This is a genomic window from Mariniphaga anaerophila (assembly GCF_900129025.1).
Classification (GTDB): domain Bacteria; phylum Bacteroidota; class Bacteroidia; order Bacteroidales; family Prolixibacteraceae; genus Mariniphaga; species Mariniphaga anaerophila.
This window is the reverse complement of sequence record NZ_FQUM01000007.1, coordinates 72,224-95,291: the sequence shown is the minus strand read 5'-3', so window position 1 is coordinate 95,291 and position 23,068 is coordinate 72,224. Positions and strand designations below refer to the sequence as shown.

Sequence of the window (23,068 nt, the reverse complement as noted above, 5' to 3'; positions counted from 1 at the left end):
CAATAAAAAAGCCGGGAACAATGCCCGGCTCTTTATGTCGATTTTGAAAAACGTTTCTGGCAGAATAAGTAAAATTCAAGACATTAGCCTTTTAAATTGACTCGGTTTCTACAACTTTAGATAAGATATCAACGTAGGGGACCAACAGGTATTTTTTCCCTTCGAAATCGATTTCTGTACCTGAAAACTTTTTGTAGAGCACCTGGTCTCCCGGTGCAATTTCTGCATTTTCGATGTTGCTTACCGCAACAACTTTAGCAACTTCCTGCTTTTCCTGTGCAGAATCGGGAATAATAATCCCTGCAGCGGTTTTCTGCTCTGCAGTGTCTTCCGACAGTTCCAGCAGAACATTCTGATTAATTGGCTGTAACTCTTTCATTTTTACCATTCTTTATTTAAACGTTTAACACTAATTTGAAGTTAACAAATATTTGTCGATGTTATCCTGAAACATCTTTTTGGTATCTTCTTTTGAGCGGGCAATGCCTGACAACATTACCGGCTGCCCTTCAACAGGAATGTATAAAAATGCCGGAATACCGCTAATTCCGAATACCGATGCCAGTTCGCGTTCTTTTTGGGTATCAATTTTATACACATAAATTTTACCGGCGTACTCTTTTGAAATTTCTTCGAGAATGGGCGATGCAATTTTGCACGGGCCACACCAATCTGCATAAAAATCGATTAAAGCAGGTTTGTCACCTTTGTATTTCCACTCTTGTGGCGAGGTGTTGTAATCCCAAACCTTGTCCAGAAAAACACTTTTGGTTAGAAGGATTGAACCACCATCGGCAGATGCTGTGCTGGCCGGACTATTGTCTGCCACTGTCTGTACCTGAGCAGCCGAACTCTCGGCGGTCTCGTTTTCATTGCTTTTTGCCTGGCCTGAGTTACAGCTGTAAAAAGAAAACGCTGCAACTGCCATAACGAATACTAACTTTTTCATATGATTTCACTATTTAATTTATTCCCAACAAACTATTAATTCTTGTTTTATCGAAACCGACAATCATCTCGCCGTTGATATCGGTTTGCGGAACACCTTGCTGTCCGCTTCGGCGCACCATCTCTTCAGCCGCTTTCTGGTCGCGCGAAACATCTACTTCGCGGTAATTGATTCCGTTTTCCTGAAAATGGCGCTTAATGGTATTACACCAGGTACAGGTTGGCGTGGTATAAACCGTAACGCTTTTCTGTGGTTTCTTTTCTCCATTTGCGACAACAGTTGCTGCCGATTTGTCAAAAATGGCATTAAACTGCTCCGGCCGGTGGCAGCCTTTTACCAGATTACGCAACTGCCCTTTTTCAAAATAAAGAAGCGCAGGTACAGTTGTCACACCAAATTCCGGATGAATATCCTTCACTTCGTTTACATCAGCACTACACAGAACGTTGTTTTTCTTCATTTCTGCGGCAGCTTCTCCTGCACGTTGAAAGTTCTCCAAAGCACAGTCACTCTGTTCCGAACCCTTTTTATATAACAACAGCCAAACATTTTCGTTCGCGCCGGTCTCCGTTTTTAAACCGTGTAAAGATGCAATTTTTTTCATGCTTATACATCTAAGTATTTATATATATTGAGAAATAAATAACAAAGTGCGTGCCATTTGGTTTATTGTTCTTTTGTCAGTGACAGCAACGGTTACACCACCGAAAAAAAAAATTTCTATTTGCACGCAACCATTTGCCCCCCCGGTTAATCTATGAATTGTATAAATTTTTAAATGAGGAGAGTATAGCAATGAAAAAGTATGCATTAATTATTTTACTGGGATTAGCTTTCACAATTACCAGCTGTCTTGATGACGACGGCTACTCGTTGGGCAAAGTATGGATCGGCTTTGGGATGATCGAACAAACCAGCTCTGATCCTGTGGAATATAAAATAAATATGGACAATGGCGATGTATTGATTCCGGTGGCATCGGGGTACAGTTTACCCTGGTACTATTACGGAAGCGATGACCCGAATTCGCGCCTAAAAACAGGAGAACGGGTTTTGTTAAACTACACCATTCTGGACGACAATGCCAACGATGGCAGCGATGCCGACAGATTTTACATTAAAGTAAATTCCGTTAAAAAAGTATTGCTGAAAGGAATTATGGACATCACCGAAGAAAATCAGGACAGCATTGGGAACGACCCTATTATTGTTAAGCATGCCTGGATGACTGACAGCCTGCTGAATTTCGAAATTAAATATTGGGGACGTTACGAAGTTCATTACATCAACCTGGTAAAAGAACCCGGGGAATTAGACGGCAGCCAGGCCATTGAACTTGAGTTGCGCCACAACGACAACGGCGACCGGGAAGACCTGCCTTTTGCCGCTTATGTATCGTTTAATTTGAACCAGTTGAAGATTGCCGGACAAGACTCGGTAAAAGTCAGGGTTACCAGTACCGACTACGACGGTGAAGTTAACGAGTACAAGGGAGTGTTTAAATACGAAGAAGACAATTAAACTATAATGTAAAGCAATTATGAAAGGCGTCTGAAAAAGGCGCCTTTTTTTGTTCCTGCCAGCCGATTCTGCCAAAAATTCACTTATATTAGTTAATGAAAACCACAACGAATGGAGTTAACAATTCTAGGTGATATTGTAATCATTTTTGCACTTTCCACTTTTGTGAACCTGCTTTTTACCCGTTTAAAAATACCAACGGCTGTTGGCTATTTAATTACCGGAATAATTGCCGGCCCTCACCTTCTGGCTCTTGTTCACGAAGAGCAAAACATCGAGATACTGGCCGAGATTGGAGTTATTTTGCTGTTATTCACCATTGGGCTAGAATTTTCGCTCAAGCATTTAGTACGTATTCGCAGGATTGTTTTCTTTGGCGGATTACTTCAGGTGGCGCTTACTGCATCTGTTTTTTATGCACTGTCTTCGTTTTTTGAGATGAGCTGGGAGGGCAGCCTTTTTATGGGATTTCTTATTGCGCTGAGCAGTTCGGCACTTGTTCTGAAGTTGTTACAGGAACGGTCGGAGCTCACGTCCAATTATGGCCGCACAGTATTGGGCATTCTTATTTTCCAGGATTTGCTGCTGGTTCCGCTTTTGCTTTTTACCAACCTGCTGGGAAATCCTTCGGCCGACATTGGAAGGGAAATTTTTCTGCTGCTCGGAAAAACAGCCCTGATAATGGGAATTGTTTACGCCGGCAACAAATGGCTTCTTCCGAAACTGTTGCACGCAATTGCGCTGGCAAAAAACCAGGAGTTGTTTAACATGAGCATTTTTCTGATTTGTTTTGCAATTGCGTTACTCACCTACCAGTTGGGAATGTCGCTGGCGTTTGGTGCATTCTTGGCCGGATTGATGATTTCCGAATCGGAATACAGCCACAACGCTTTCGGCAACCTGATTCCTTTTAAAGATACATTCACCAGTTTCTTTTTTGTTTCAATAGGAATGCTGCTAAACCTTTCGTTTGTACAGGAAAATATTTTGCTGGTGGCAGGCGCTGTTTTGCTGGTTGTTGTTCTGAAAATGCTCATTGGCTCCATCACCGGTTTTATACTGGGACACACATTCCGGGGAATTGTACTCATTGGATTTGCTCTTAGCCAGGTAGGAGAATTTTCATTTATTCTTGCCAAAGTAGGATACAATCATGGCATTCTGTCCGGATTCAGCTACCAGCTTTTTCTGGCAGTAACCGTAATTACAATGGCACTTACTCCAATTTTCATGAACATCTCGCTACCGATTGCCAACTGGTTTCTGAAATTTAACCTTCCCCGGTTTCTGGTAAACGGTCTTTTCCCGCTCAAAGAGGTGGACATCCCCGATTTCAAAAACCATCTTGTTATTATCGGGAAAGACTCCAGCGCGCTGAAATTGTCGATCATGGCCAAACAATACGACATGAAACACGTGTCGGTAATTTTTGACCCGACAATTGCCAAAGAAAAAATGAATGCCGGCGACAACGTGGTTTATGGCGATGCGGTAAATGAACCCATTTTGTTAAAAGCTCATGTTGACGTTGCAGATGTGGTGGTAATTTCAATCGGCGACATAATTCCGTCCATGGCCATCATTGGCAAAATAAAAAAAATCAATAGCCAGGCGTTTGTAATTGCCCGCGTCAGAGACATAGAAAATGTGCAACAACTTTTTAAAATCGGCGCCGACCAGGTTTTCCCCGAAAAGTTTGAAATCGCCATCGATTTTTTCAACAGAGTTTTAATGCGAAGGCTTTATCCGCAAAAGAAAATTAACCGGATGATGGCACAAATACGAAGCATGAGCCTGGGCGCTTTCAGCGAAAAAGACATGGTAAACCAGCCCTCTTTGTTCGACCAATTGCCCAACGTAAATATCTCGGCCATTACCATTGACACCAACGCTGTTGCCGAAGGAAAAACACTGGGGGAAATCGACCTGAGGAAAAAAACCGGAGTGACGCTGCTGGCAATCAGGCGGGGTGACGAAATGATTGAGCACCCTGTGTTAAAAACCCAGTTTATTGCCGGAGATATTGCATATGTTTTGGGAGACCCGGCGCAGGTTAACCTGGCTTCTGAACTGTTTTCGGTTTAACCGCGCCCGTTGATTGTTGCTTCCAGCACGTTCAGTCCAGGCTTTTTACGAGTTTGTTCCCAATCGGGCAGGTCAGGCATTTTTTGTTGTTGCAGTGTACATTTTTCAGTTGCAGCAGCGCTTGCGATTCAAACGCCGAGCGGGCAACTATTCCTAATTCGCCCCACCGTTTTACAATGGAGTTGTTTTCAGGCGGAAGCTTCTCCAAAAAATCCAGCGCACGGTTTTTCAAATGGTGCTGGTTTTGTTTTTCCCCGTAAACAAAAAGAAAAGGCACCACAACATTAATAATAATGGTGTTGATGGAACTTTCGCCCAACGAGGTGGAATGAGCCCTCGAAGAAGGTTTGTTAAACCGAAAATGGGTGTTCCAGTACGACGATGCCTGCACCCTGAAAAGCGTTTTGAGCTGGTCGATATTTTCCGTTTCCAGAATTTTGGAAAACAATCCGTGCGATTCGTGAACCAGTGCCGCCAGTTGCGAAATGCGAACTGTCGGAAAATTTCCCGGACGCAAACGCATAAATTTCCAAAGATGCGCTTCCACCGGTTTTAAATCGTACTTTTTATACAAAAAGCCAAATTCGTTGCGCAACTTCACAAAATAATCGTCACCCAACAACTCATCGTTCAGCAGCCCGGAAGCACCGAACAACAACGCTTCCAGTTGAAAAATACTGTTTTTATGTTTTCCCAGAATATTCGCGGGAACAGCTTTTGCCAGCAACTCAAAAGGCGTTGCATTCACTTTAAAACCAAACATGCGGGCCAGCATCTGATAAAAAGTTTCGTTCCAGTTCTGGTGGTTTTGTTCCAGGCGCCAAACTATTTCCCCCGTTTTATCTTCCAGCCGCTCAATCATCAGCCGGTTAAAACCCAACTGCAAAATTACCGGGTCTACCCGATGAAACTGATCCTGGCAGGCAACCCAGGATTGAGCATCCAACAATTTTTGGTAATTATTTGTGAACTGCTCCGGCCACTTCATTTCCAGTGTTGCAACGGAGGAACCGTCGCTGCGTACCACTTGCCGGTCTGCATTTTCCACCACGTGCAGAATAACATTTTCGTAGGATTTATCGTCGGCATGATTGTGCCTCTGCCAGTCGGAAGCATTTTTGTGAATTTCAACATTTCCCGCCCAAATTGTTTCCCCAATCCTGATTTTCGCATTGAAAAAATCGGGGCCGGCATTGGTATTTCTTCGTCCGGTGCTAACTATTTCCAGAACTTCGCCGTCAACCGTTAACAGGTTCCCGGCAAAAAACAAGTGGTTTTCCCAGATGAAATGCAGGAACTCTTCAGGAACTGCTTTTGGGGTATTCATTTTTATTACTTCTTTGTTCAGTAATAAAAATACTCATTTTTTCGTTTTATAAAAACTGTTTATTATGAAAGGCGCGAGATGGAACTCCCATTATTTTAATGAATAACGTTTTTATACAAACACTTCTCACGGCCGTTTCATCTTCTGAAAAATATCCCATAAAACGATGCCGGCACTTACCGAAATATTGAATGAATGTTTGGTTCCGTACTGGGGAATTTCGATGGCGCCGTCGCACAAATCGACTACTTTTTGCTGAACCCCTTTTACTTCGTTGCCAAAAATCAGCGCTATTTTCTCGTTTTCTGCAGGTTCAAAATCAAGAAGAGAGATGCTGTTTTCAACCTGCTCTACGGCAAAAATATTGTACCCCTCGGCTTTCAGCTTTTCAACCGCGTCTTCCGTTTTTTTAAAGTATTCCCAGTCAACCGACTTTTCGGCATCGAGAGCCGTTTTATGAATATCTTTGTTGGGAGGTGTGGCAGTAATTCCACAGAGGTAAATCTTTTCGAGCAGCAACGCGTCCGACGTCCGAAAAACCGAACCAATATTATTGCAGCTTCGGATGTTATCGAGCACCACCACCAGCGGCGTTTTATCTGTTTTCTTGTATTCTTCGGCGGTAAGACGATTGAGTTCGTTTGTTCTTAATTTTCGCATAACAGCACTACCAGTTTACTTCGGCCCTGCGCACGGGCATTGTCATACAACGGGCACCGCCGCCGCCACGCGCCAGTTCAGAACCGGCAATTGTTACCACACATTTTTTATAATCCTGAACATTCACTTTTCCATCAATAACATCTGACGCACGAACAATCTCAAAACCGTTTTTACTGAGTTCGTTCAGAGTGTGTACATTTCGTTCGTAGCCGATAATTTTACCGGGAGCAAAAGCAAAAAAGTTAGCACCGCTGTGCCACTGTTCGCGTTCCTGCGCCCAAAGATCTTCTTTTCCGCCACAGGTAATGGGCTTCAAATCGATGCCCAGCTTTTTCAACGCTTCCGGAATATTGGGCTGTTCGTTAATTGTAACCTTGTTATTATCGATGCGAATATAAATGGTTTTGTGCCGGTTCAACCCGTAAACAACCGGTTCGTAAACCATGCAGGCATCTGTATTCAAACAGGTAAACACCATGTCGAGATGAATAAAAGATTCGGGAGTGGAAGGCAGTTCCTGCACTATCAGGTGACGGACTCCGCGATGTTGGTCTTTTATGTGTTCAATAATAGCATCTATTCCCTGTGTGCTGGTCCGCATTCCTGTGCCAATCACATAAACGTCTTCGCGAATCACCTGAAAGTCGCCCCCTTCGAGAGTCACTTTTGCATCCACCGGAATGCCATGCAGCGGTTTTTCGGGATTGATTGTTTTTGTTTCGAATGCCGGATGATGATTAAAAATGGCTTCCATAATCAGGGTTTCCCGTTCACGAACAGGGTTAGCCATCCGCCCGATGAGCATGTTTTCATTCATCCCCATGGCCGAGTCGCGGGTAAAAAACAGGTTGTGAAGCGGGCGCATCAAAAACTTTTCGTTGCTAAGATAATTGGTCAGGTTATTACGCTCCAGAACCACCCCTTCAATAAGCAAATTTGTTAATTCTGAAGACGATTTCGCTGCCAGTTTTTCTTCCATCCCGGGCGTTCTCTCGTGGGTACAAATGTCTTTTAACAGTTGCATTTTTGCCTCTGGATTTTCAAGTACCTCCGTCAGCAACTGTTTCACCTCAAACACTTGTGCTATTTTTTTTAACACTCCGGAAAGCTGGGCGTACTCTTGCGATGCAATGGAAAGATTCAGAATGTCGCTGTAAAGAGCACGTTCCGCATTTTCGGGAGTCATATTTTCTACTTCCGAGCCGGGTGTATGGATAACTACACCTTCAAGTTTCCCGATTTCAGAATTTATACAGGTTTGCATTTTAACAATTTAAAGTTGTAAAACCGGGGCAAAGATATAAACTTTGCACGTGCGATAATATGAAAAGAAGTAACTTCGTTTTCTTTTTAAATGAATAGAGCGATTAAAATATTGAGCATTGCCTGTTTCTTTACGTTGGCTTTTTGGATTGAACCAAAGGCTCAGACAAAGGATACTGCGATGGTTATGGGAATTATCCAACGCGGCGACACGCTGATACATAAAAATATACTGGAAGTAACCGTACTGCCCCAAAGAACTTTCAACAACGCCCGCCAGGAAAGACGTTACAGCAGGTATGTAAACAAAGTAAAAAAAGTATATCCGTACGCAAAGCTTGCCGGCGAGATGCTGCAGGAATACGAGCCAAAATACATGGCGCTGGAGGACGAACGAGAACGCCGGAAAATGATGAAAGACCTGGAACGACAACTGCTTGACGAATATAAAGATGATTTGAAGCGCATGACAATTTCTGAAGGCCAGATATTACTGAAGCTAATCGACCGTGAAACCAGGCACACATCTTATGTTTTAATTAAGGATTTCAGGGGCGGTGTGTCTGCCGTGTTTTGGCAGGGAATTGCCCGGTTGTTTAGAAACGACCTAAAAGCTGAATATGACCCAACCGGGGAGGACCGAACTCTGGAGCAAATTGTAACGCTTATTGAAGTTGGATACCTTTAAACTGTGAAGCCATGCCCAACCTGCTTCGTACTTTTATTGCAGTAAAACCAGATGCTGCTCCGCTGCTCCGCCAAACAATAAGCAACCTGAAAAACGCACTTTGCAATGAGCAGTTAAAATGGATTGAACCCCACAACCTGCACCTTACCCTAAAATTTTTAGGCGACACACGGCCTGCACAAATAGATGTTATCAATAAAGAGCTGGAACAAATTGCCAGGGCGTTTTCTCCGTTTTGTTTTCAACTCAAAGGTGTGGGCGTTTTCAAAAGCAACGGAAAACCCCGCGTTCTGTTCGCTAAAATTGAAGACGGAGAAATGCTGCATCAGTTGGCGGACGAAATGAACATCCGACTTGAGAAACTGGGATTCGAAGTTGATTCCCGCCCATTTAAACCGCACCTTACTTTAGCGCGGATAAAGTTTATCAAAGAAAGAAACCATTTTTACCGGGCTGTAGAAGCATACCAAAATACGCCTTTGCAAAACTCTAAAATCAACGAAATCACATTCTATCAAAGCATTCTGAATCCCTCCGGGCCGAAATATATCTCTCTGAAAAAATTTCTTTTAACGAAAACCGCTTCAACATCAAAAGCCGCCCTGTAAGGTCAACAGCAAACAGGTTCTTCTTTTGCATCAACATTTCTGAAAATTCCTCTCGGCTAAATATTAAAGGGACAACAAAAAAACACGCATCAACAACGGGTCACTGAAATAGAAACTTTCAGAAAATAAATCAATTGAATTAGGTACTTAAGCAATAATCTGTTTATAGGTCACGGGAGGAGTTTCAACCATTTTTTGCAGCAGGTTGTCAAATATTCCCTCCTTCATAAAGCTACGGTTAAAGCGGTAGCAATATTCATCAATGTATGCCTGCAGGTATTCCACCTGATGGTGCATTCCCCGGAGCCATCCTTTGAATCCCATTATTGCCCGGTGCAGCTCGGGGAAATTACGCCCTTTCTTACCTGAATCGACCTGTTTAAGATTAAGAAAATCTTTTGTTAATGGCTGGTATCCCCTCCATTTATCAGTTTTAATTCGGGCTGATTTCTCCAATACAGATTCCATGAATGCCCCTAATTCTTTTGAACTGGAGTGTTGTATGACTTTCCCATACATCCGGCTTACACCTTTGCCCTGTTTTTCAATGGCAAAAACAACCAGCTTCTTCCTGCCGTTTTTCCGCCCTTTTACCCCTTCTTCCTGGCCTCCGACTACGGTTTCATCTACCTCCGCTTTGTCCCTGATTTTATGCCTGCCGCTACTTTTCATCCCCTTCATAACCTTCTGCTTGAACCGCCAACAGGTTTTCTGGCCCAGTCCAAGTTTCCTGCTTAGTTCAGTGCTACTAATGCCTTTTTTGTTCGTACTGACATAATACACAATGTAAAAGGCTTTTAGTATTGAAAACTTCAGGTGGTGGAACAAAGTCCCACTGGTAGGCGAAACGATTCGGTGACAGCTGGTACACTCCCTGTCGTATTCCCGTTTTCCCCTGCAATAACGGTCATGGCCACAACTGGGGCAGACAAAACCGTTGCCCCATTTCAGCTCTGTCAGGTACTCATAACAGGCTGACTCGTCGGGGAAACGTTCCTGGAATTCGAAAATCGTAAGGCTTTTAAATTTGTTCTCCATTTTTAATCCTGTTTTTCCCTAATTTAGCTGTTTTTGCTGTTTTGACAAAATGCCTAATTCAATAAATCAAAAATACTGTTCCGCTAGATCCAAATAAAGTTTTAAATTTGCATACTGTGTACGTTAACGGAATCAACTTAAAATTTACCAACTATGAGTAGAATATCAATTTCCATGCTGGTTCTCACCGTAATGCTTTCTGCATGTTCAGGTGGAGGTCAGAAGTCAGAAACCCAAGAATCGAAAGATATGTTTACAGGAGCCAAAGGAGAAGTAAAGTTAATGACCCTCGACCCAGGCCATTTCCACGCTGCGCTGGTGCAAAAATCCATGTACGATCAGATAGATCCGACAGTGCATATTTATGCGCCAGAAGGCCCTGAATTGCAGGCTCACCTGAATTTAATAAACAGCTTCAACAACCGGGCAGAAAATCCAACCTCCTGGAAATCGGAAGTATACACCGGGCCGGATTACCTCGAAAAAATGCTGGCAGACAAACCCGGCAATGTTATGGTTACAGCAGGGAACAACGCAAAAAAGGCTGATTACATTTTAAAAACAATTGACGCCGGCATCAATGTTCTTGCCGACAAGCCGATGATCATTTTACCCGAAGAATTCCCCGTTTTGGAAAAGGCCTTCAAAATAGCAGACGAAAAAGGCGTATTGCTTTACGATATTATGACGGAGCGTTACGAAATTACGACCATGATTCAACGGGAACTGTCGATGATGCCCGAAGTATTTGGCACGCTGGAGGTGGGAACACCTGAAAACCCGGCCATTACAAAAGAGAGCGTACACCATTTCTTCAAATACGTTTCGGGCAGTCCGCTGCAACGTCCCGCTTGGTTCTTCGATGTAAATCAGCAGGGAGAAGGTATTGTTGATGTTACAACCCACCTGGTTGACATGATACAATGGGAAGCATTTCCTGAAGTAACCCTGAAAAAAGAAGATGTTGAAATTACATCTGCCAGTCGCTGGGCCACCGAGCTTACTCCCGAGATGTTTAAAAAAAGCACCAAGCTGGACGAGTATCCTGATTTCCTGAAAAAAGATGTTGAAAACGACATTCTGAAAGTGTATGCCAACGGAGAAATCAATTATACACTGAAAGGTGTTCATGCAAAAGTTTCGGTAATCTGGAATTTTGAAGCACCTGAAGGAACAGGCGACACCCACTATTCCATTATGCGCGGAACAAATTGCAACCTGATTATTAAGCAGGGCGCCGACGAAGGATACAAACCGACACTTTATGTTGAACCGGTTGCCGGAACCAATGCAGAGGCTTTTGCTGCTGTTCTCGACAAAGCTGTAAATAAAGATCTGCAGGCAAAACATCCAGGCCTGGAACTGAAAAAACTGAAAGACGACCTTTGGATGGTTAACATTCCGGAAAAATATAAGGTTGGACACGAAGCTCACTTCGGACAGGTTACTAAAAAGTATCTGGAATTCCTTGTTAAAGGTGAAATGCCTGAGTGGGAAGTTCCAAATATGATTGTAAAATATTACACCACCACCGAAGGGCTAAAAGCTGCGATGAAATAAAAAACCAGATTTAATAAATAAGTAGATAATATAAGCTGTCCAAAAGGGCAGCTTATTATTTTTTACGAATAACCGTCATGCCATCGCGCAACGGAAGGATAACTTTTTCCACCCGGGAATCGTTCTTCACCATTTCGTTAAAAGCAATAATTCCCAATGTCTGGTCATCGCCATGAACCGGTGCATCCAGAACTTTGCCACTCCAAAGCGTATTGTCGGCAATAATATATCCCCCGCTGTGTACTTTGTCGAAAATCAGGTTGTAATAATCCGAATACTCCCGTTTGTCGGCATCCATAAAAACCAGGTCGAAAGCATCAGAAAGCGTCGGAATTATTTCTACGGCAGCGCCAACAAGCTGTTCAATCCGGGACTGCAATCCCGTCTTCGCAAAATACTTTTGGGCTAAATCTACCAGCTCGTCATTCTTTTCAATGGTAATGAGTTTTCCACCCTCGGGTAACCCCTTAGCCAGGCAAATGGCCGAATAGCCGGTAAAAGTACCAAGTTCCAGAATTCTGCCGGGTCGAATCATTTTTGAAAACATGGTTAACAACTGCCCCTGTAAATGCCCCGACAGCATTCGGGAACCAAGCACCTTCAGGTGTGTTTCCCGGTCCAGTTCCTGCAGCAGCGGGTCTTCCTGGTCAACGTGCTCCAGAACGTATCGTTCTATTTCCTTTTCTCTAGTCAATTTTTCTCTTTCAAATGTTACTTGCCTGATTACTTGTACACCAGCGTACTCATCTGGTTGTCCACCAATATTTCGTTGGCAACTTCCATCAAATCAAGCGGCATAATTGCCTCTATCTTTTTAAAAATCGTTTGCACGGTATCCACCTTGTTAAAAAGAAGATAACTTTTACCGATGGAAAGCATCAAATCCTCCCTGTTTTCGGTAGAGATGGCAATCTGCCCCATCAACTGCTTCTGCGCTTTGCTCAGTTGTAACACCCCCAGCTTTTTCTCACGCAACAGTTTAAATTCTTTGTAAACAAGAGCAATTGCCTTGTCAAGATTTTCGCGGTCTGTTCCAAAGTAAACGTTAAACAACCCGGTATCGGTGTATGCCGTATAACCGGATTCAACATTATATGCCATCCCTTTGCGCTCGCGCAACGCCATGTTCAACCGCGAATTCATCGCCTGTCCGCCAAGAATGCTGTTGAGCAACACCATTGTTATCCTTTTCGGATGCATAACGTCATACGCAATATTTCCAAGCATACAATGCGACTGGAAAGTGTCTTTCTCTTCTACACGGCTGCCCGGCACGTAATTCTCGAACCGCTTTCGCCCGTTGTGCCGCAAATTGGCTTCCGCTTTCCCGAAATACTTTTCAATAAGTTTTATGAGCGAGTTAAAATCCATGTTCCCCACAGAAGAAATCACAATCTGGTCGGTGTGATAATTATTGCCGATAAAACGCAAAATAGCATCGCGGTTAAAAGAACTAATGTTTAACGGGTTTCCCAGAATATTTCGTGCAATGGGATGGCCGTCAAAAATCAGCTCCTCAAATTCATCATAAATCAATTCGGATGGAGAATCTTTGTACGAGTTAATTTCTTCCAGAACTACTTCTTTCTCTCGTTTCAACTCCTTTTCGGGGTAAGTACTGTTAAAAAGAATATCGCTTAGTAATTCGGCTGTTCTCTCGTAGAACTCCGATAAGAAGGTACAATAAAGCGTTGTTTCCTCTTTGGTGGTATAAGCGTTCAGTTCACCACCAACATCTTCAATCCGGCTTAAAATATGGTAAGCTTTCCTCTTTTTTGTTCCTTTAAAAATCGAATGCTCAATAAAATGAGCCAATCCGTGCTCATCAACTTCTTCGTCGCGGGAACCGGTATTTATAAGAATTCCCAGATGTCCGACCGACGAATCAACAGGCATATGAATGAGCCGAATGCCGTTGGACAATATATGTGTCAGAAAATCAGTTTCTACCATTAAAAATAAAATAAGGCTGCAAAAGTACTAAAAGTAAAACTCACCGCAAACAGCCAGATGCCCGACGTTTATTTTTGCAGAAAAGTTGACTTTAAATTGAAATTTCTTTGCGGTTTCAAAAAAATAGCTACTTTTGCAACACCAAAATAAAGGGGTGCCATAGCTCAGTTGGTAGAGCAACGGACTGAAAATCCGTGTGTCCCTGGTTCGATTCCAGGTGGCACCACAAAAAGGGAAAACGAAGCGCTTTGAATCCATGATTTAAGGCGCTTTTTTCGTTTCTAAATTCGACTAAAAACACATTTGGAAGTCACCTGCAAAATCCGGGCTACCTTAAGAAGCAGGTGGATTTAGTTTTTTAAGCAAAAATTTTAGCTACCCTAAACAGGAAGGACTCTTCACCTTTGAATAAAAAAAACTTCAGCAATATTGCTTTATTGACGATTGGGAAAATATTGGGGAAGCAGCTACATAAAAGCCCTCCCCCGAAAAGGGCAAGGAAATTATCTAATCAGTTCTATTAAAAAAAGCTAAAGCAAGGCCTATTTTAACTTCAAATACGCCTCTTTAATTTCTCCGTAAGTTCCATCACTGATTCGATACAAAGGAGACCTCAGTTCATTGTTAATAATCCCCTGAATGTTCAGAAGGGCTTTAACACCGCCGGGATTACCATCTTTAAACAGCAGCTTAAACAGATCGATTAGTTCGAAATGCAGTTCGCGTGCCTGGTCATATTTGCCTTCGAGCGCAAAATGAACAAGGCTGCTCAACTTTCCGGGAAGCGCGTTGGCAATAACCGAAATAACCCCTATTCCGCCAATGGACATAATGGGCAAAGCAAGCACATCGTCGCCTGAAATTACAGAAAAGTGGTCAGGTGTATTTCTGTTTATCCGGGTAATCTGCGAAAGAATGCCGGAAGCCTCTTTAACGGCCACTATTCGTTCTGAAGCCTCGGCCAGACGAACAACTGTTTCCGCTTCCATATTTACCCCGGTGCGCGACGGGACATTATATAAAATAATCGGTACCGGACTTGCTTGCGCAATGGCAGAATAATGTCTGAACATCCCTTCCTGCGATGGTTTATTGTAATATGGCGTAACAACCAAAATTCCGTTCACCCCGTTAAAATCAAATGCGTCAATCTGTTTTATAATGCTTTGGGTGTCGTTCCCCCCCATTCCAACAACAATTGGGAGACCGGCAGATTTTTCTTTTATAAAACTTACAACTTCCTTTTTTTCTCCTTCCGATAAAGTAGGGGTTTCGGCAGTAGTCCCGAGGGCCACAAGATAATCCATCCCGCCCTTAACCTGATTCCCAATTATCGTATCAAGTGCGTCAAAGTCAATTTCGTTTTCTTCGGTAAAAGGTGTTGCCAAAGCCACGCCCGCACCTTTAAAAGGGTGATTCATAATTTACATAGTTTTATTAAGTTGCCCAAGATAAAAAATTTGTTGTCTGGCCAGATACAATGCTTCGGGTTTCCCCTCAATATTAATATTCAAGTCAAAAAAATTGGTTTCTTTTGGCGACCACCCCACCTTAAAACATGCCCTGCTCAACGCTGTGATATAATCAAACGGAAGCGTCTGGGTTAATGCCAGGTTCAACAGCAAATCAAATTCAGCACTGATGAAATCGTCCACCAGTCCCGGCTTAGGAAAACCCAGCCAGTTCAGGTCTTTTGCTGTCAACACATTTGCCCCGGGTTCAGCAGTGGCGTTGTTCGGATAAATACAGATATTTCTCACGATGCTTTGCGAGCGGGAAAAATGATCGTTTAGAAACTGAAAGGCCTGATTTTCTGACGGCTCCCATAATATCCCTACTTTCCTGACGGTTTCAGGATGAGGCAACTTCACCCGGCGATCAATCGATGCAGCCTTTTTGTAAAGTCTCCGGTAAGCGTATTTTTCAATCAGCCCCATATATTTTTGCACAAAGTTAATGAAATGGAAAAAAGAAATATCATTCCGCAAGCATCTTCATAAAATCATCTTCGGAAATAATCGGGATTCCGAGTTTCTCTGCTTTCTCGAACTTGCTTGGTCCCATGTTCTCTCCGGCAAGTACGTAGCTTGTTTTTTTGGAAATGGACCCTACATTTTTGCCTCCGTTTTGCTCTATCAGCTCTTTTAGTTCGTTCCGCGAATGATTCTCAAAAGTACCGGAAATAACAATGCTCAGTCCTTTCAACTTATCGGTTCGTCCGCTTAACGCCTCTTCGCTCACCTGAAACTGAAGCCCCTGGTTTTTCAGAAACTCAATCATTTCGAGGTGTTCCGGTTTCGAAAAGAAATCGACAATACTCTGGGCAATCCGGTCGCCAATTTCGTCAATTTCCATCAGCTCTTCCACCGATTTTGATCGAAGATTATCTATCGAATGAACTTCTTTTGCCAGCTTTTTTGCAACCGTTTCTCCCACAAAACGAATTCCCAACGCAAACAAAACCCGCTCAAACGGTACTTTCTTCGATTCGTTCAAACCATCGAGAATACGCTGTGCAGACTTTTCGCCCATGCGTTCCAAAACTGCCAGTTGTTCTTTCTTTAACAAATAAAGGTCAGCTATACTTTTTGCAAGGCCCTGCGCATAAAGCAGCTCAATTGTTTCCTGCCCCAGCCCGTCAATATCCATTGCTTTTCGGCTCACAAAATGCTCCATTTTGCCTTTAATCTGAGGCGGACAGCCGGATTCGTTGGGGCAATAGTGTGCAGCCTCGCCTTCGCTTCTCACCAGTGGCGTTCCGCACTCGGGGCACTTTTCTATGAAAACCACAGGCTGAGCCATTGGGTGCCTTTTTTCAACATCCACTCCGGTTATCTTTGGAATAATCTCCCCTCCTTTTTCCACAAAAACAGTGTCGTTCAGGTGTAAATCAAGGCTCTGAATTATATCTGCATTGTGCAACGAAGCTCTTTTAACAACCGTTCCGGCAATTTGTACCGGTTCAAAATTGGCAACCGGAGTTACGGCTCCCGTGCGCCCCACCTGAAACGATACCGAATGAAGCACTGTAGCCGCGCTTTCGGCTTTAAATTTATAGGCGATGGCCCAACGTGGCGATTTAGCAGTGTATCCCAGCTCTTCCTGCATGGCTAAAGAGTTTACCTTTATCACCACGCCATCAGTGGCAATAGGAAGCTGATGACGTTCAACATCCCATTTGTGCAGATACTCAAAAACTTCTTCCAGGTTATTGCACAGCCTGGTGGCATCAGATATCTTAAATCCCCATTCTGCGGCCTTTTGTAAATTCTCGTAATGATTAACCGCCGGCAGAGTGTCCCCAATCAGAAAATAAAAATAGGCATCCAGCTTCCGGGAAGCCACAATGGCCGGATTCTGCATTTTTAGAGTTCCGGCAGCCGCATTCCTCGGGTTGGCAAATAACGATTCCCCGATTTCCTCGCGCTGTTCATTCAACTCTTCCAAAACCCGAAACGGCATTAGAATTTCCCCTCTGATTTCAAAACTATCAGGATAACCGCTTCCCCGCAACACAAGCGGAACAGAGCGGATGGTACGTACATTCGCAGTAACGTCATCACCTTTTACGCCGTCGCCACGGGTTACTGCCCGCACCAGCTTCCCGTGTTCATAAAGCAAGCTGATGGACGACCCGTCGAACTTCAATTCGCAAACATACTGAAAATCATCTCCGATAAGCTTTTTCACGCGGTTGTCAAAATCTGCTATTTCTCCTTCGGAATACGCATTGCTAAGCGACAACATCGGGTAACGGTGCTCAACCTGTTTAAACGATTTATTAATGTCGCTTCCAACACGCCGGGTGGGCGAATTGGGGTCTGCAAACTCCGGATGCTCTGCCTCCAGCCTTTCCAGCTCCTTGAGTTTCATATCAAATTCGAAGTCGCTTATTTCGGGCTGTGCCAGCACGTAATACTTATAATTATGTTCTTCCAGTTCCTTTCTTAACGCAATAATTTTCCGCTGTGCATCCTGTCGTTCCATTCGTCTTTCTTTTTAAAATTCCCTATGAAAAAGTGCAGCTAAAAATACGCAAGATTTCTTATTTACTTTTAATATTTATTCACTTGTATGGGGCGCCAATCCAAACAACTGAAACCAAACAGATTAAAAACACGATTTTTTTCTGAAACGTCTTCTCTTCTTCCATTCATCAACGCAACCAAAAAACAAGAAAAAAGCATTCAATACAGATTATGCCACAAATAGTTAAGCAAAAAATATATTTTTACAATTCGAAAACCAAAAATCTTCATTAAACAAATGAGCATTAACTCAGCCGTCAGGGTTCTATCCTGTCTACTCATCGGATTCTTACTGACCCGGCCCGTTGGTAAAAAATGCCTGGCGCAGGAAGAGCCGGGGGAGTCTCCCGATTCCACACAGCTGGCTTTCAACAAAAAAATAAAAGAAGCAGGCAGCGACAGTATTAAAATAATGCATACCTGTTACGAATTCGGAGTACAACTCGACGAGAATGAAGAATACGAACGTTCGATTGAGCTGTTTCAAACAGCATTGCGCATTGCAAAAAATATAAACGACCATAAAGAAGCTGCGAAAATTGCCAACTATCTGGCCAACCAATATGCAATTATCGGCAATTTCAGTGCATCGAATAAAGCATATCTGACCGCTCTGGAAAATGCAAAAGAGACGGAAGATGCAGGCCAAATTGCAAAAATAAGCATGAACCTGGCCACCAACTACAATTTCACGGGCGATTACGACAAAGCGATTCAGTATGGTTTATATGCGCTAAAAACCAAAGAAACAGCCAATAATCCGGAGCGAATCTGCTACCACTATGTAACACTTGGAAATATTTTTAAAGAGACCAACAACATTAACAAATGGGAGGAGTACGTTCTTAAAGCCTACAAAATGAAAGATGTGGCAAATTGTGCTTCGTTCAGCGATATCGCCAAAATATACAACAGCCTTGGTGGAATTGCCGAACAAAGAAACGAATTTGACAAAGCCCTCTCCTATTACGACACCCTGCATGTTTTAAGCACCGAACACCACTTCGACCAGGGCATTTCTACCGCACTAACAAACAGTGCCGATATTTACAGGCAACTGAACAACATCCCCAAAGCGCTGGAGTTGGCCACCGAAGCGGAAAAATACTTTGGCGGAAACCCGTACGACGAAATTTTCAACAATAATTTCAAATCCGGCCTTTACCAGCTTACCGGGGAATACTCAAAAGCGCTGAAACTGGCAGAAGAAAATATCCGGAAAGAAGAAATTGAGTATTATTCAACAGAGAAGCTAAAGTGCCTCGAATTGCTATACGAACTAAACGTTGCCCTGCACCGCTATCCCGAGGCCTTTGCCTGGAACGACTCGCTGCGGGTGACCGAAAACAAACTGCGCGACCAGGAAGTAAGAAAAAGCATTGAGGAACTGGAAACCAAATACGAAACCGAAAAAAAAGAACAACAGATAGAACTGCTCACCACCGAAAATGAACTTAAAAACCAGCGGCTCCGTGCAGGAATAGTTTTGCTGGCAGTTTTACTGGTTGTTATTGTGATGATTTTATACATCCTGCAAATCCGCAGGAAACAGGCGCGGCTGGCACAAAACGACCTGCAACAGAAAGTACTTCGCTCGCAAATGAACCCGCATTTTATTTTCAATGTACTGGGCTCTATTCAGAATTATATAATGGGCAACGACACAAAAAAGGCTGCAAATTACCTTGCACAATTTGCTTCGTTAACCCGCTCCACGCTCGAATATTCGGCCAGCGAATCCATCTCGCTGAGCGACGAAATAAAAATGCTGGCCAATTACATGGAACTGGAAAAAATGCGTAAGCCCGGCAAATTCAACTTCGAAATAATTACCAGTGAAGAACTGGAAGCCGATTTTATCCGAATCCCGCCAATGATGATTCAACCTTTTGTGGAAAATGCCATAAAACACGGGCTTAAAAACACCGAAGCAAAAGGGCTGATACAGCTAAGTTTTCATGAAAAAGGAAATACACTTCACATCGGAATTACAGACAACGGCGTAGGTATAAACAAAGCGAAAGAGCTAAAAGATGACGGACACCGCAGTATGGCAATGCAAATTTTTGATGAGCGTTGTAAATTATTCTTCAAAAAAACGAAACAACATATTACAAAGACAATAACTGACATTTCCGAAGAAACCCCGGAGCAACAAGGCACGCGCATACAAATAATCATTCCCGTAGATACAAAACTCTAAATCTTTTTAAACTGGATGAAACATAAAATACACCCAATAAAATATGCGCTTTTTCTGCTTCTTTTTTTTGCACTAGAAACCAAAGCCGACCATTTTTCAGAAAAACGACTGGCGGACAGCATACGTGCAATTGTAAATTCACAAACACTACCCGATAGCTTAGAGTTAACTTTCGGGCTAATCCGTGAAAAAAGGAATATTCTGGGAGACGATTATATACCGCTTTTAAAACAGTATGCCGAAAGGGCAAAAAGCACAGGTTATGTAAAAGGCGAAATGAAAGCCTACGATTTTATAGGCCTGCAATACCGGTACAACGAAAACTACAATACAGCATATCAATACCACAATATGTCGCTGGAATTGGCTATCCGGGAAAAAGACAGCGCTCAACTGTTTTACAATTACAATAACCTGGGGCAGGTATTCCGAAAACAGGACATTACAGATTTGGCTATTGAGTACTTCCATAAAGCGCTGGCAATTTCCGATGCGGTTGGGAATTTACGGTCATCATCGTACTCCATGAATGCACTGGGAACTACCCTTATTCTTCAGAAAGACTACGACCGGGCCATGAGCTATTTTCAGCAATCGTCGGATATTGCCAGGCAGCGAAACGACACACGAACACTTGCCTACAACTATGGATCGATTGGCGAAATATTTTTAATAAAAGAGCAAAACGATTCGGCCATGTATTATTTTCAGGTTTCGCGCGACCTACTTCTAAAAACCGGTTCAGACGAAGGAATGGGCGTTGCCGAGCACCTGATCGGCAGGGCTTACTTGGCAAACGGAGAATACAACAAAGCCAAAGAAAAATTCGAACAGGCACTATTTTTCCATCAAAAAAACAAAGACCTTCGTTACCAAAGTTATTGCAACTGTTACCTGAGCGAGATTGCCATTGCACAAAAGAATTACACAAACGCGTTGCACTATCTGGATTTAGCTACATCCCAGGCACAAACAGTAAGTTCGTTAAAAAATCTGATGACTGCCTATACCAATTATGCAGAAATTTACAAAAAGCAAAATCAGTGGGAAAAAGCATATGCAGCAATGCACAAAAGCCATATTTACCAGGACAGCATAATAAACGAAGCCAACAACAAGGCAATACAGGCATTGGAAATACGCTTTGAAACCCAGAAAAAAGAACAACAAATTGAGCTGCTCACCACCGAAAACGAACTTAAAAACCAGCGGCTCCGTGCAGGAATAATTTTGCTGGCAGTTTTACTGGTTGTTATTGTCATGATTTTATACATCCTGCAAATCCGCAGAAAACAAGCACGGCTGGCACAAAACGACCTGCAACAAAAAGTACTTCGGTCGCAAATGAACCCGCATTTTATTTTCAATGTACTGGGCTCTATTCAGAATTATATAATGGGCAACGACACAAAAAAGGCTGCAAATTACCTTGCACAATTTGCTTCGTTAACCCGTTCTACGCTCGAATATTCGGCCAGCGAATCCATTGCCCTGAGCGACGAAATAAAAATGCTGGCCAATTACATGGAACTGGAAAAAATGCGTAAGCCCGGCAAATTCAACTTCGAAATAATTACCAGTGAAGAACTGGAAGCCGATTTTATCCGAATCCCGCCAATGATGATTCAACCATTTATTGAAAACGCCATAAAACACGGGTTCAACAACATCGATTACAGGGGGCAACTAACAGTAAAAATAACCGACAAAGAGCAATGGGTTGAGTTTATTATTGAAGACAACGGGAAAGGAATTAAGGCAAATCCGGCAACAGGACACCGCTCGATGGCCATGGAAATATTTGAAAAACGAAGAAAGCTAATTCAGCAAAAACACAAAAAAGAGTTTAAATTTGAACTGACAAACCTTTACGATTCAAACTCCTCTGTAACGGGAGTAAGAATTGTTATAAACATTCCGATTTTTGACGTATGATTAAAGCTGTTGTAATAGACGACGAACCGGCCATGCAGGAGGTTAACCGCCGGTTATTAAAAGAGTATTTTCCGGAAGTTAAGCTGGCAGGAATCGGCAACTCGGTAGAAAGTGGCATCGAACTTATAAAAAAGGAAAAGCCTCACCTTGTTCTGCTCGATGTGGAGCTGAACGAAAGCACCGGATTCCATATTCTTCAGCAATTAAAGCCCTATTCGTTTAAAGTAGTTTTTATTACGGGCTACGATACTTACGCGCTTAAAGCCATTAAATTCAGTGCGCTCGACTACATTCTAAAACCGGTAAACGAAGTTGAATTTCAGCAGGCAATACAACATGCTATCGACGAAATAAACCAAGGCGAAAACCAGCAGCTCCAAACCGGGGTTTTATTCGAAACCCTGCAAAACGAGAACCAGGGCAAAAAACTGGTGTTGAAAACCATGGACTCACTGCATATTGTTGATGCCTGCGATATATTTTACTGCCGCAGCGACAACAGCTACACCACTTTTCACCTTGCCAACGATGAAAAAATAATGGTATCGAGAAGCATCCGCGAATACGAAGAATTGCTTTCGGGACATGGGTTCTTTCGTCCACACCAGTCTTTTCTGGTAAATCTCAACCATGTAAAACGAATCGACAAATCGGACGGAGGCTTTATTATTATGAAAAACAAAAAAGAGATTCCGGTTTCGTTACGGCAGAAAAAAAGGCTCATCCAACTGATTGAAAATCTCTGATTTTAATCCAAAAACACGACAGAATCAAACGCTTTCAAACTCCTGCCTCTCGTATTCAAATTGCCTCCCATATGCTTACGGAATAGCATTTAGCTTTACAAAAAAAGGTTAAATGCATCGTATTTTACTACATACCTCCGATTCCATTCATCTAATACCAAAATCGGACATTCTTTATTGCAAGAGCACAAACAGCTACACCACTTTCTATTTTGTAAACCGCCAGCCAATAGTGGTTTCCAGGAACATAAAAGAGTTCGAGCAGCAATTAATCCCGTTTAATTTTTTCAGGCCACACCAGTCTTTTCTCGTAAACCTGGAGCACCTGGTAAAAATTGATAAAGCGCACGGCTATTTTCTGATACTGAAAAACAACATCCAAGTTCCCACATCTTCACGCAAAAAAAAGGAACTAATACAAATTCTGCACAGCCAATTGCAAATTCAAACCGAAACCAAGCGCATTCAAATTTGAAGCATTTTACTGCCCCAAAACCAGGT

Annotated in this window: 21 protein-coding genes and 1 tRNA gene; 10 read left to right on the top strand and 12 right to left on the bottom strand. The window is 42.8% G+C overall.

Annotated elements, in window-relative coordinates; translation table 11 throughout:
• Window positions 1–91: 91 nt before the first annotated feature.
• From BUB08_RS14920 to BUB08_RS14910, 3 genes are read right to left on the bottom strand one after another with little or no spacing between them, the layout of a single operon-like run.
• Window positions 92–379, bottom strand: a complete 288-nt coding sequence (locus BUB08_RS14920; protein ID WP_073002818.1) for a co-chaperone GroES — start codon at window positions 377–379, stop codon at window positions 92–94.
• A 30-nt stretch (window positions 380–409) separates the two neighbouring features.
• Entirely contained in the window at window positions 410–949 is a 540-nt protein-coding gene (locus tag BUB08_RS14915) for a thioredoxin family protein (protein ID WP_073002708.1), read from the bottom strand.
• Window positions 950–962: 13 nt separating this feature from the next.
• Entirely contained in the window at window positions 963–1,553 is a 591-nt protein-coding gene (locus tag BUB08_RS14910; protein WP_073002707.1) for a thioredoxin family protein, read from the bottom strand.
• 191 nt (window positions 1,554–1,744) lie between these two features.
• Here BUB08_RS14910 and BUB08_RS14905 point away from each other — a divergent pair, with 191 nt between their 5' ends.
• Both BUB08_RS14905 and BUB08_RS14900 read left to right on the top strand, forming a co-directional pair.
• Window positions 1,745–2,470 carry a NigD1/NigD2 family lipoprotein gene (locus BUB08_RS14905; protein WP_073002706.1) on the top strand — a complete coding sequence of 242 codons (726 nt, stop codon included), beginning with the start codon at window positions 1,745–1,747 and terminating at the stop codon, window positions 2,468–2,470.
• A gap of 111 nt (window positions 2,471–2,581) precedes the next feature.
• The gene (locus tag BUB08_RS14900) at window positions 2,582–4,555 is read left to right on the top strand and encodes a monovalent cation:proton antiporter family protein (RefSeq protein ID WP_073002705.1); all 1,974 of its coding nucleotides are present in this window, start codon (window positions 2,582–2,584) and stop codon (window positions 4,553–4,555) included.
• 31 nt (window positions 4,556–4,586) lie between these two features.
• Here BUB08_RS14900 and BUB08_RS14895 read toward each other — a convergent pair whose 3' ends face one another.
• The 3 genes from BUB08_RS14895 to BUB08_RS14885 form a co-directional block, all read right to left on the bottom strand.
• Window positions 4,587–5,882 (bottom strand): DUF2851 family protein, encoded by a 1,296-nt coding sequence (locus BUB08_RS14895; RefSeq protein ID WP_073002704.1) that lies wholly within the window; start codon window positions 5,880–5,882, stop codon window positions 4,587–4,589.
• A gap of 126 nt (window positions 5,883–6,008) precedes the next feature.
• Complete coding sequence (locus BUB08_RS14890; RefSeq protein ID WP_073002703.1) at window positions 6,009–6,542, bottom strand: RNA methyltransferase; 534 nt, start codon at window positions 6,540–6,542, stop codon at window positions 6,009–6,011.
• Window positions 6,543–6,549: 7 nt separating this feature from the next.
• Window positions 6,550–7,809, bottom strand: coding sequence for an arginine deiminase (locus BUB08_RS14885; protein ID WP_073002702.1), 1,260 nt, complete (start codon window positions 7,807–7,809; stop codon window positions 6,550–6,552).
• Window positions 7,810–7,899: 90 nt separating this feature from the next.
• Here BUB08_RS14885 and BUB08_RS14880 point away from each other — a divergent pair, with 90 nt between their 5' ends.
• Both BUB08_RS14880 and thpR read left to right on the top strand, forming a co-directional pair.
• Complete coding sequence (locus BUB08_RS14880) at window positions 7,900–8,496, top strand: DUF4294 domain-containing protein (protein WP_073002701.1); 597 nt, start codon at window positions 7,900–7,902, stop codon at window positions 8,494–8,496.
• 11 nt (window positions 8,497–8,507) lie between these two features.
• A complete protein-coding gene (thpR, locus tag BUB08_RS14875; RefSeq protein ID WP_073002700.1) occupies window positions 8,508–9,104 on the top strand; it encodes an RNA 2',3'-cyclic phosphodiesterase in 597 nt (198 codons plus the stop codon).
• Between the two features lie 147 nt (window positions 9,105–9,251).
• Here thpR and BUB08_RS14870 read toward each other — a convergent pair whose 3' ends face one another.
• On the bottom strand, window positions 9,252–10,142 hold the full coding sequence (locus tag BUB08_RS14870) for an IS1595 family transposase (protein WP_073002699.1): 891 nt from the start codon (window positions 10,140–10,142) through the stop codon (window positions 9,252–9,254).
• A 153-nt stretch (window positions 10,143–10,295) separates the two neighbouring features.
• Here BUB08_RS14870 and BUB08_RS14865 point away from each other — a divergent pair, with 153 nt between their 5' ends.
• Window positions 10,296–11,702, top strand: a complete 1,407-nt coding sequence (locus BUB08_RS14865) for a putative oxidoreductase C-terminal domain-containing protein (protein WP_083570790.1) — start codon at window positions 10,296–10,298, stop codon at window positions 11,700–11,702.
• 55 nt (window positions 11,703–11,757) lie between these two features.
• Here BUB08_RS14865 and BUB08_RS14860 read toward each other — a convergent pair whose 3' ends face one another.
• Complete coding sequence (locus tag BUB08_RS14860) at window positions 11,758–12,396, bottom strand: O-methyltransferase (protein WP_073002697.1); 639 nt, start codon at window positions 12,394–12,396, stop codon at window positions 11,758–11,760.
• Window positions 12,397–12,425: 29 nt separating this feature from the next.
• Entirely contained in the window at window positions 12,426–13,655 is a 1,230-nt protein-coding gene (locus tag BUB08_RS14855; protein WP_073002696.1) for a M16 family metallopeptidase, read from the bottom strand.
• A gap of 153 nt (window positions 13,656–13,808) precedes the next feature.
• On the opposite strand from BUB08_RS14855, the gene BUB08_RS14850 reads away from it, so the two are divergent.
• A tRNA-Phe gene (locus BUB08_RS14850) sits at window positions 13,809–13,881 on the top strand.
• Window positions 13,882–14,197: 316 nt separating this feature from the next.
• Here BUB08_RS14850 and dapA read toward each other — a convergent pair.
• The 3 genes from dapA to ligA are packed head-to-tail and all read right to left on the bottom strand — an operon-like array spanning window position 14,198 to window position 17,642.
• Window positions 14,198–15,076, bottom strand: a complete 879-nt coding sequence (dapA, locus tag BUB08_RS14845) for a 4-hydroxy-tetrahydrodipicolinate synthase (RefSeq protein ID WP_073002695.1) — start codon at window positions 15,074–15,076, stop codon at window positions 14,198–14,200.
• A gap of 3 nt (window positions 15,077–15,079) precedes the next feature.
• Window positions 15,080–15,592 carry a DUF6913 domain-containing protein gene (locus tag BUB08_RS14840; RefSeq protein ID WP_073002694.1) on the bottom strand — a complete coding sequence of 171 codons (513 nt, stop codon included), beginning with the start codon at window positions 15,590–15,592 and terminating at the stop codon, window positions 15,080–15,082.
• A gap of 40 nt (window positions 15,593–15,632) precedes the next feature.
• A complete protein-coding gene (gene ligA, locus BUB08_RS14835) occupies window positions 15,633–17,642 on the bottom strand; it encodes an NAD-dependent DNA ligase LigA (protein ID WP_073002693.1) in 2,010 nt (669 codons plus the stop codon).
• A 279-nt stretch (window positions 17,643–17,921) separates the two neighbouring features.
• On the opposite strand from ligA, the gene BUB08_RS14830 reads away from it, so the two are divergent.
• The 4 genes from BUB08_RS14830 to BUB08_RS14815 all read left to right on the top strand — a co-directional run bounded on the left by BUB08_RS14830 (window position 17,922) and on the right by BUB08_RS14815 (window position 23,042).
• The gene (locus BUB08_RS14830) at window positions 17,922–19,886 is read left to right on the top strand and encodes a tetratricopeptide repeat-containing sensor histidine kinase (RefSeq protein ID WP_073002692.1); all 1,965 of its coding nucleotides are present in this window, start codon (window positions 17,922–17,924) and stop codon (window positions 19,884–19,886) included.
• Between the two features lie 15 nt (window positions 19,887–19,901).
• The gene (locus BUB08_RS14825; protein WP_073002691.1) at window positions 19,902–21,821 is read left to right on the top strand and encodes a tetratricopeptide repeat-containing sensor histidine kinase; all 1,920 of its coding nucleotides are present in this window, start codon (window positions 19,902–19,904) and stop codon (window positions 21,819–21,821) included.
• Complete coding sequence (locus tag BUB08_RS14820) at window positions 21,818–22,567, top strand: LytR/AlgR family response regulator transcription factor (protein WP_073002690.1); 750 nt, start codon at window positions 21,818–21,820, stop codon at window positions 22,565–22,567. The genes BUB08_RS14825 and BUB08_RS14820 overlap by 4 nt, the downstream gene beginning before the upstream one ends.
• 112 nt (window positions 22,568–22,679) lie before the next feature.
• Window positions 22,680–23,042 (top strand): LytR/AlgR family response regulator transcription factor, encoded by a 363-nt coding sequence (locus BUB08_RS14815; protein ID WP_073002689.1) that lies wholly within the window; start codon window positions 22,680–22,682, stop codon window positions 23,040–23,042.
• Window positions 23,043–23,068 lie beyond the last annotated feature (26 nt).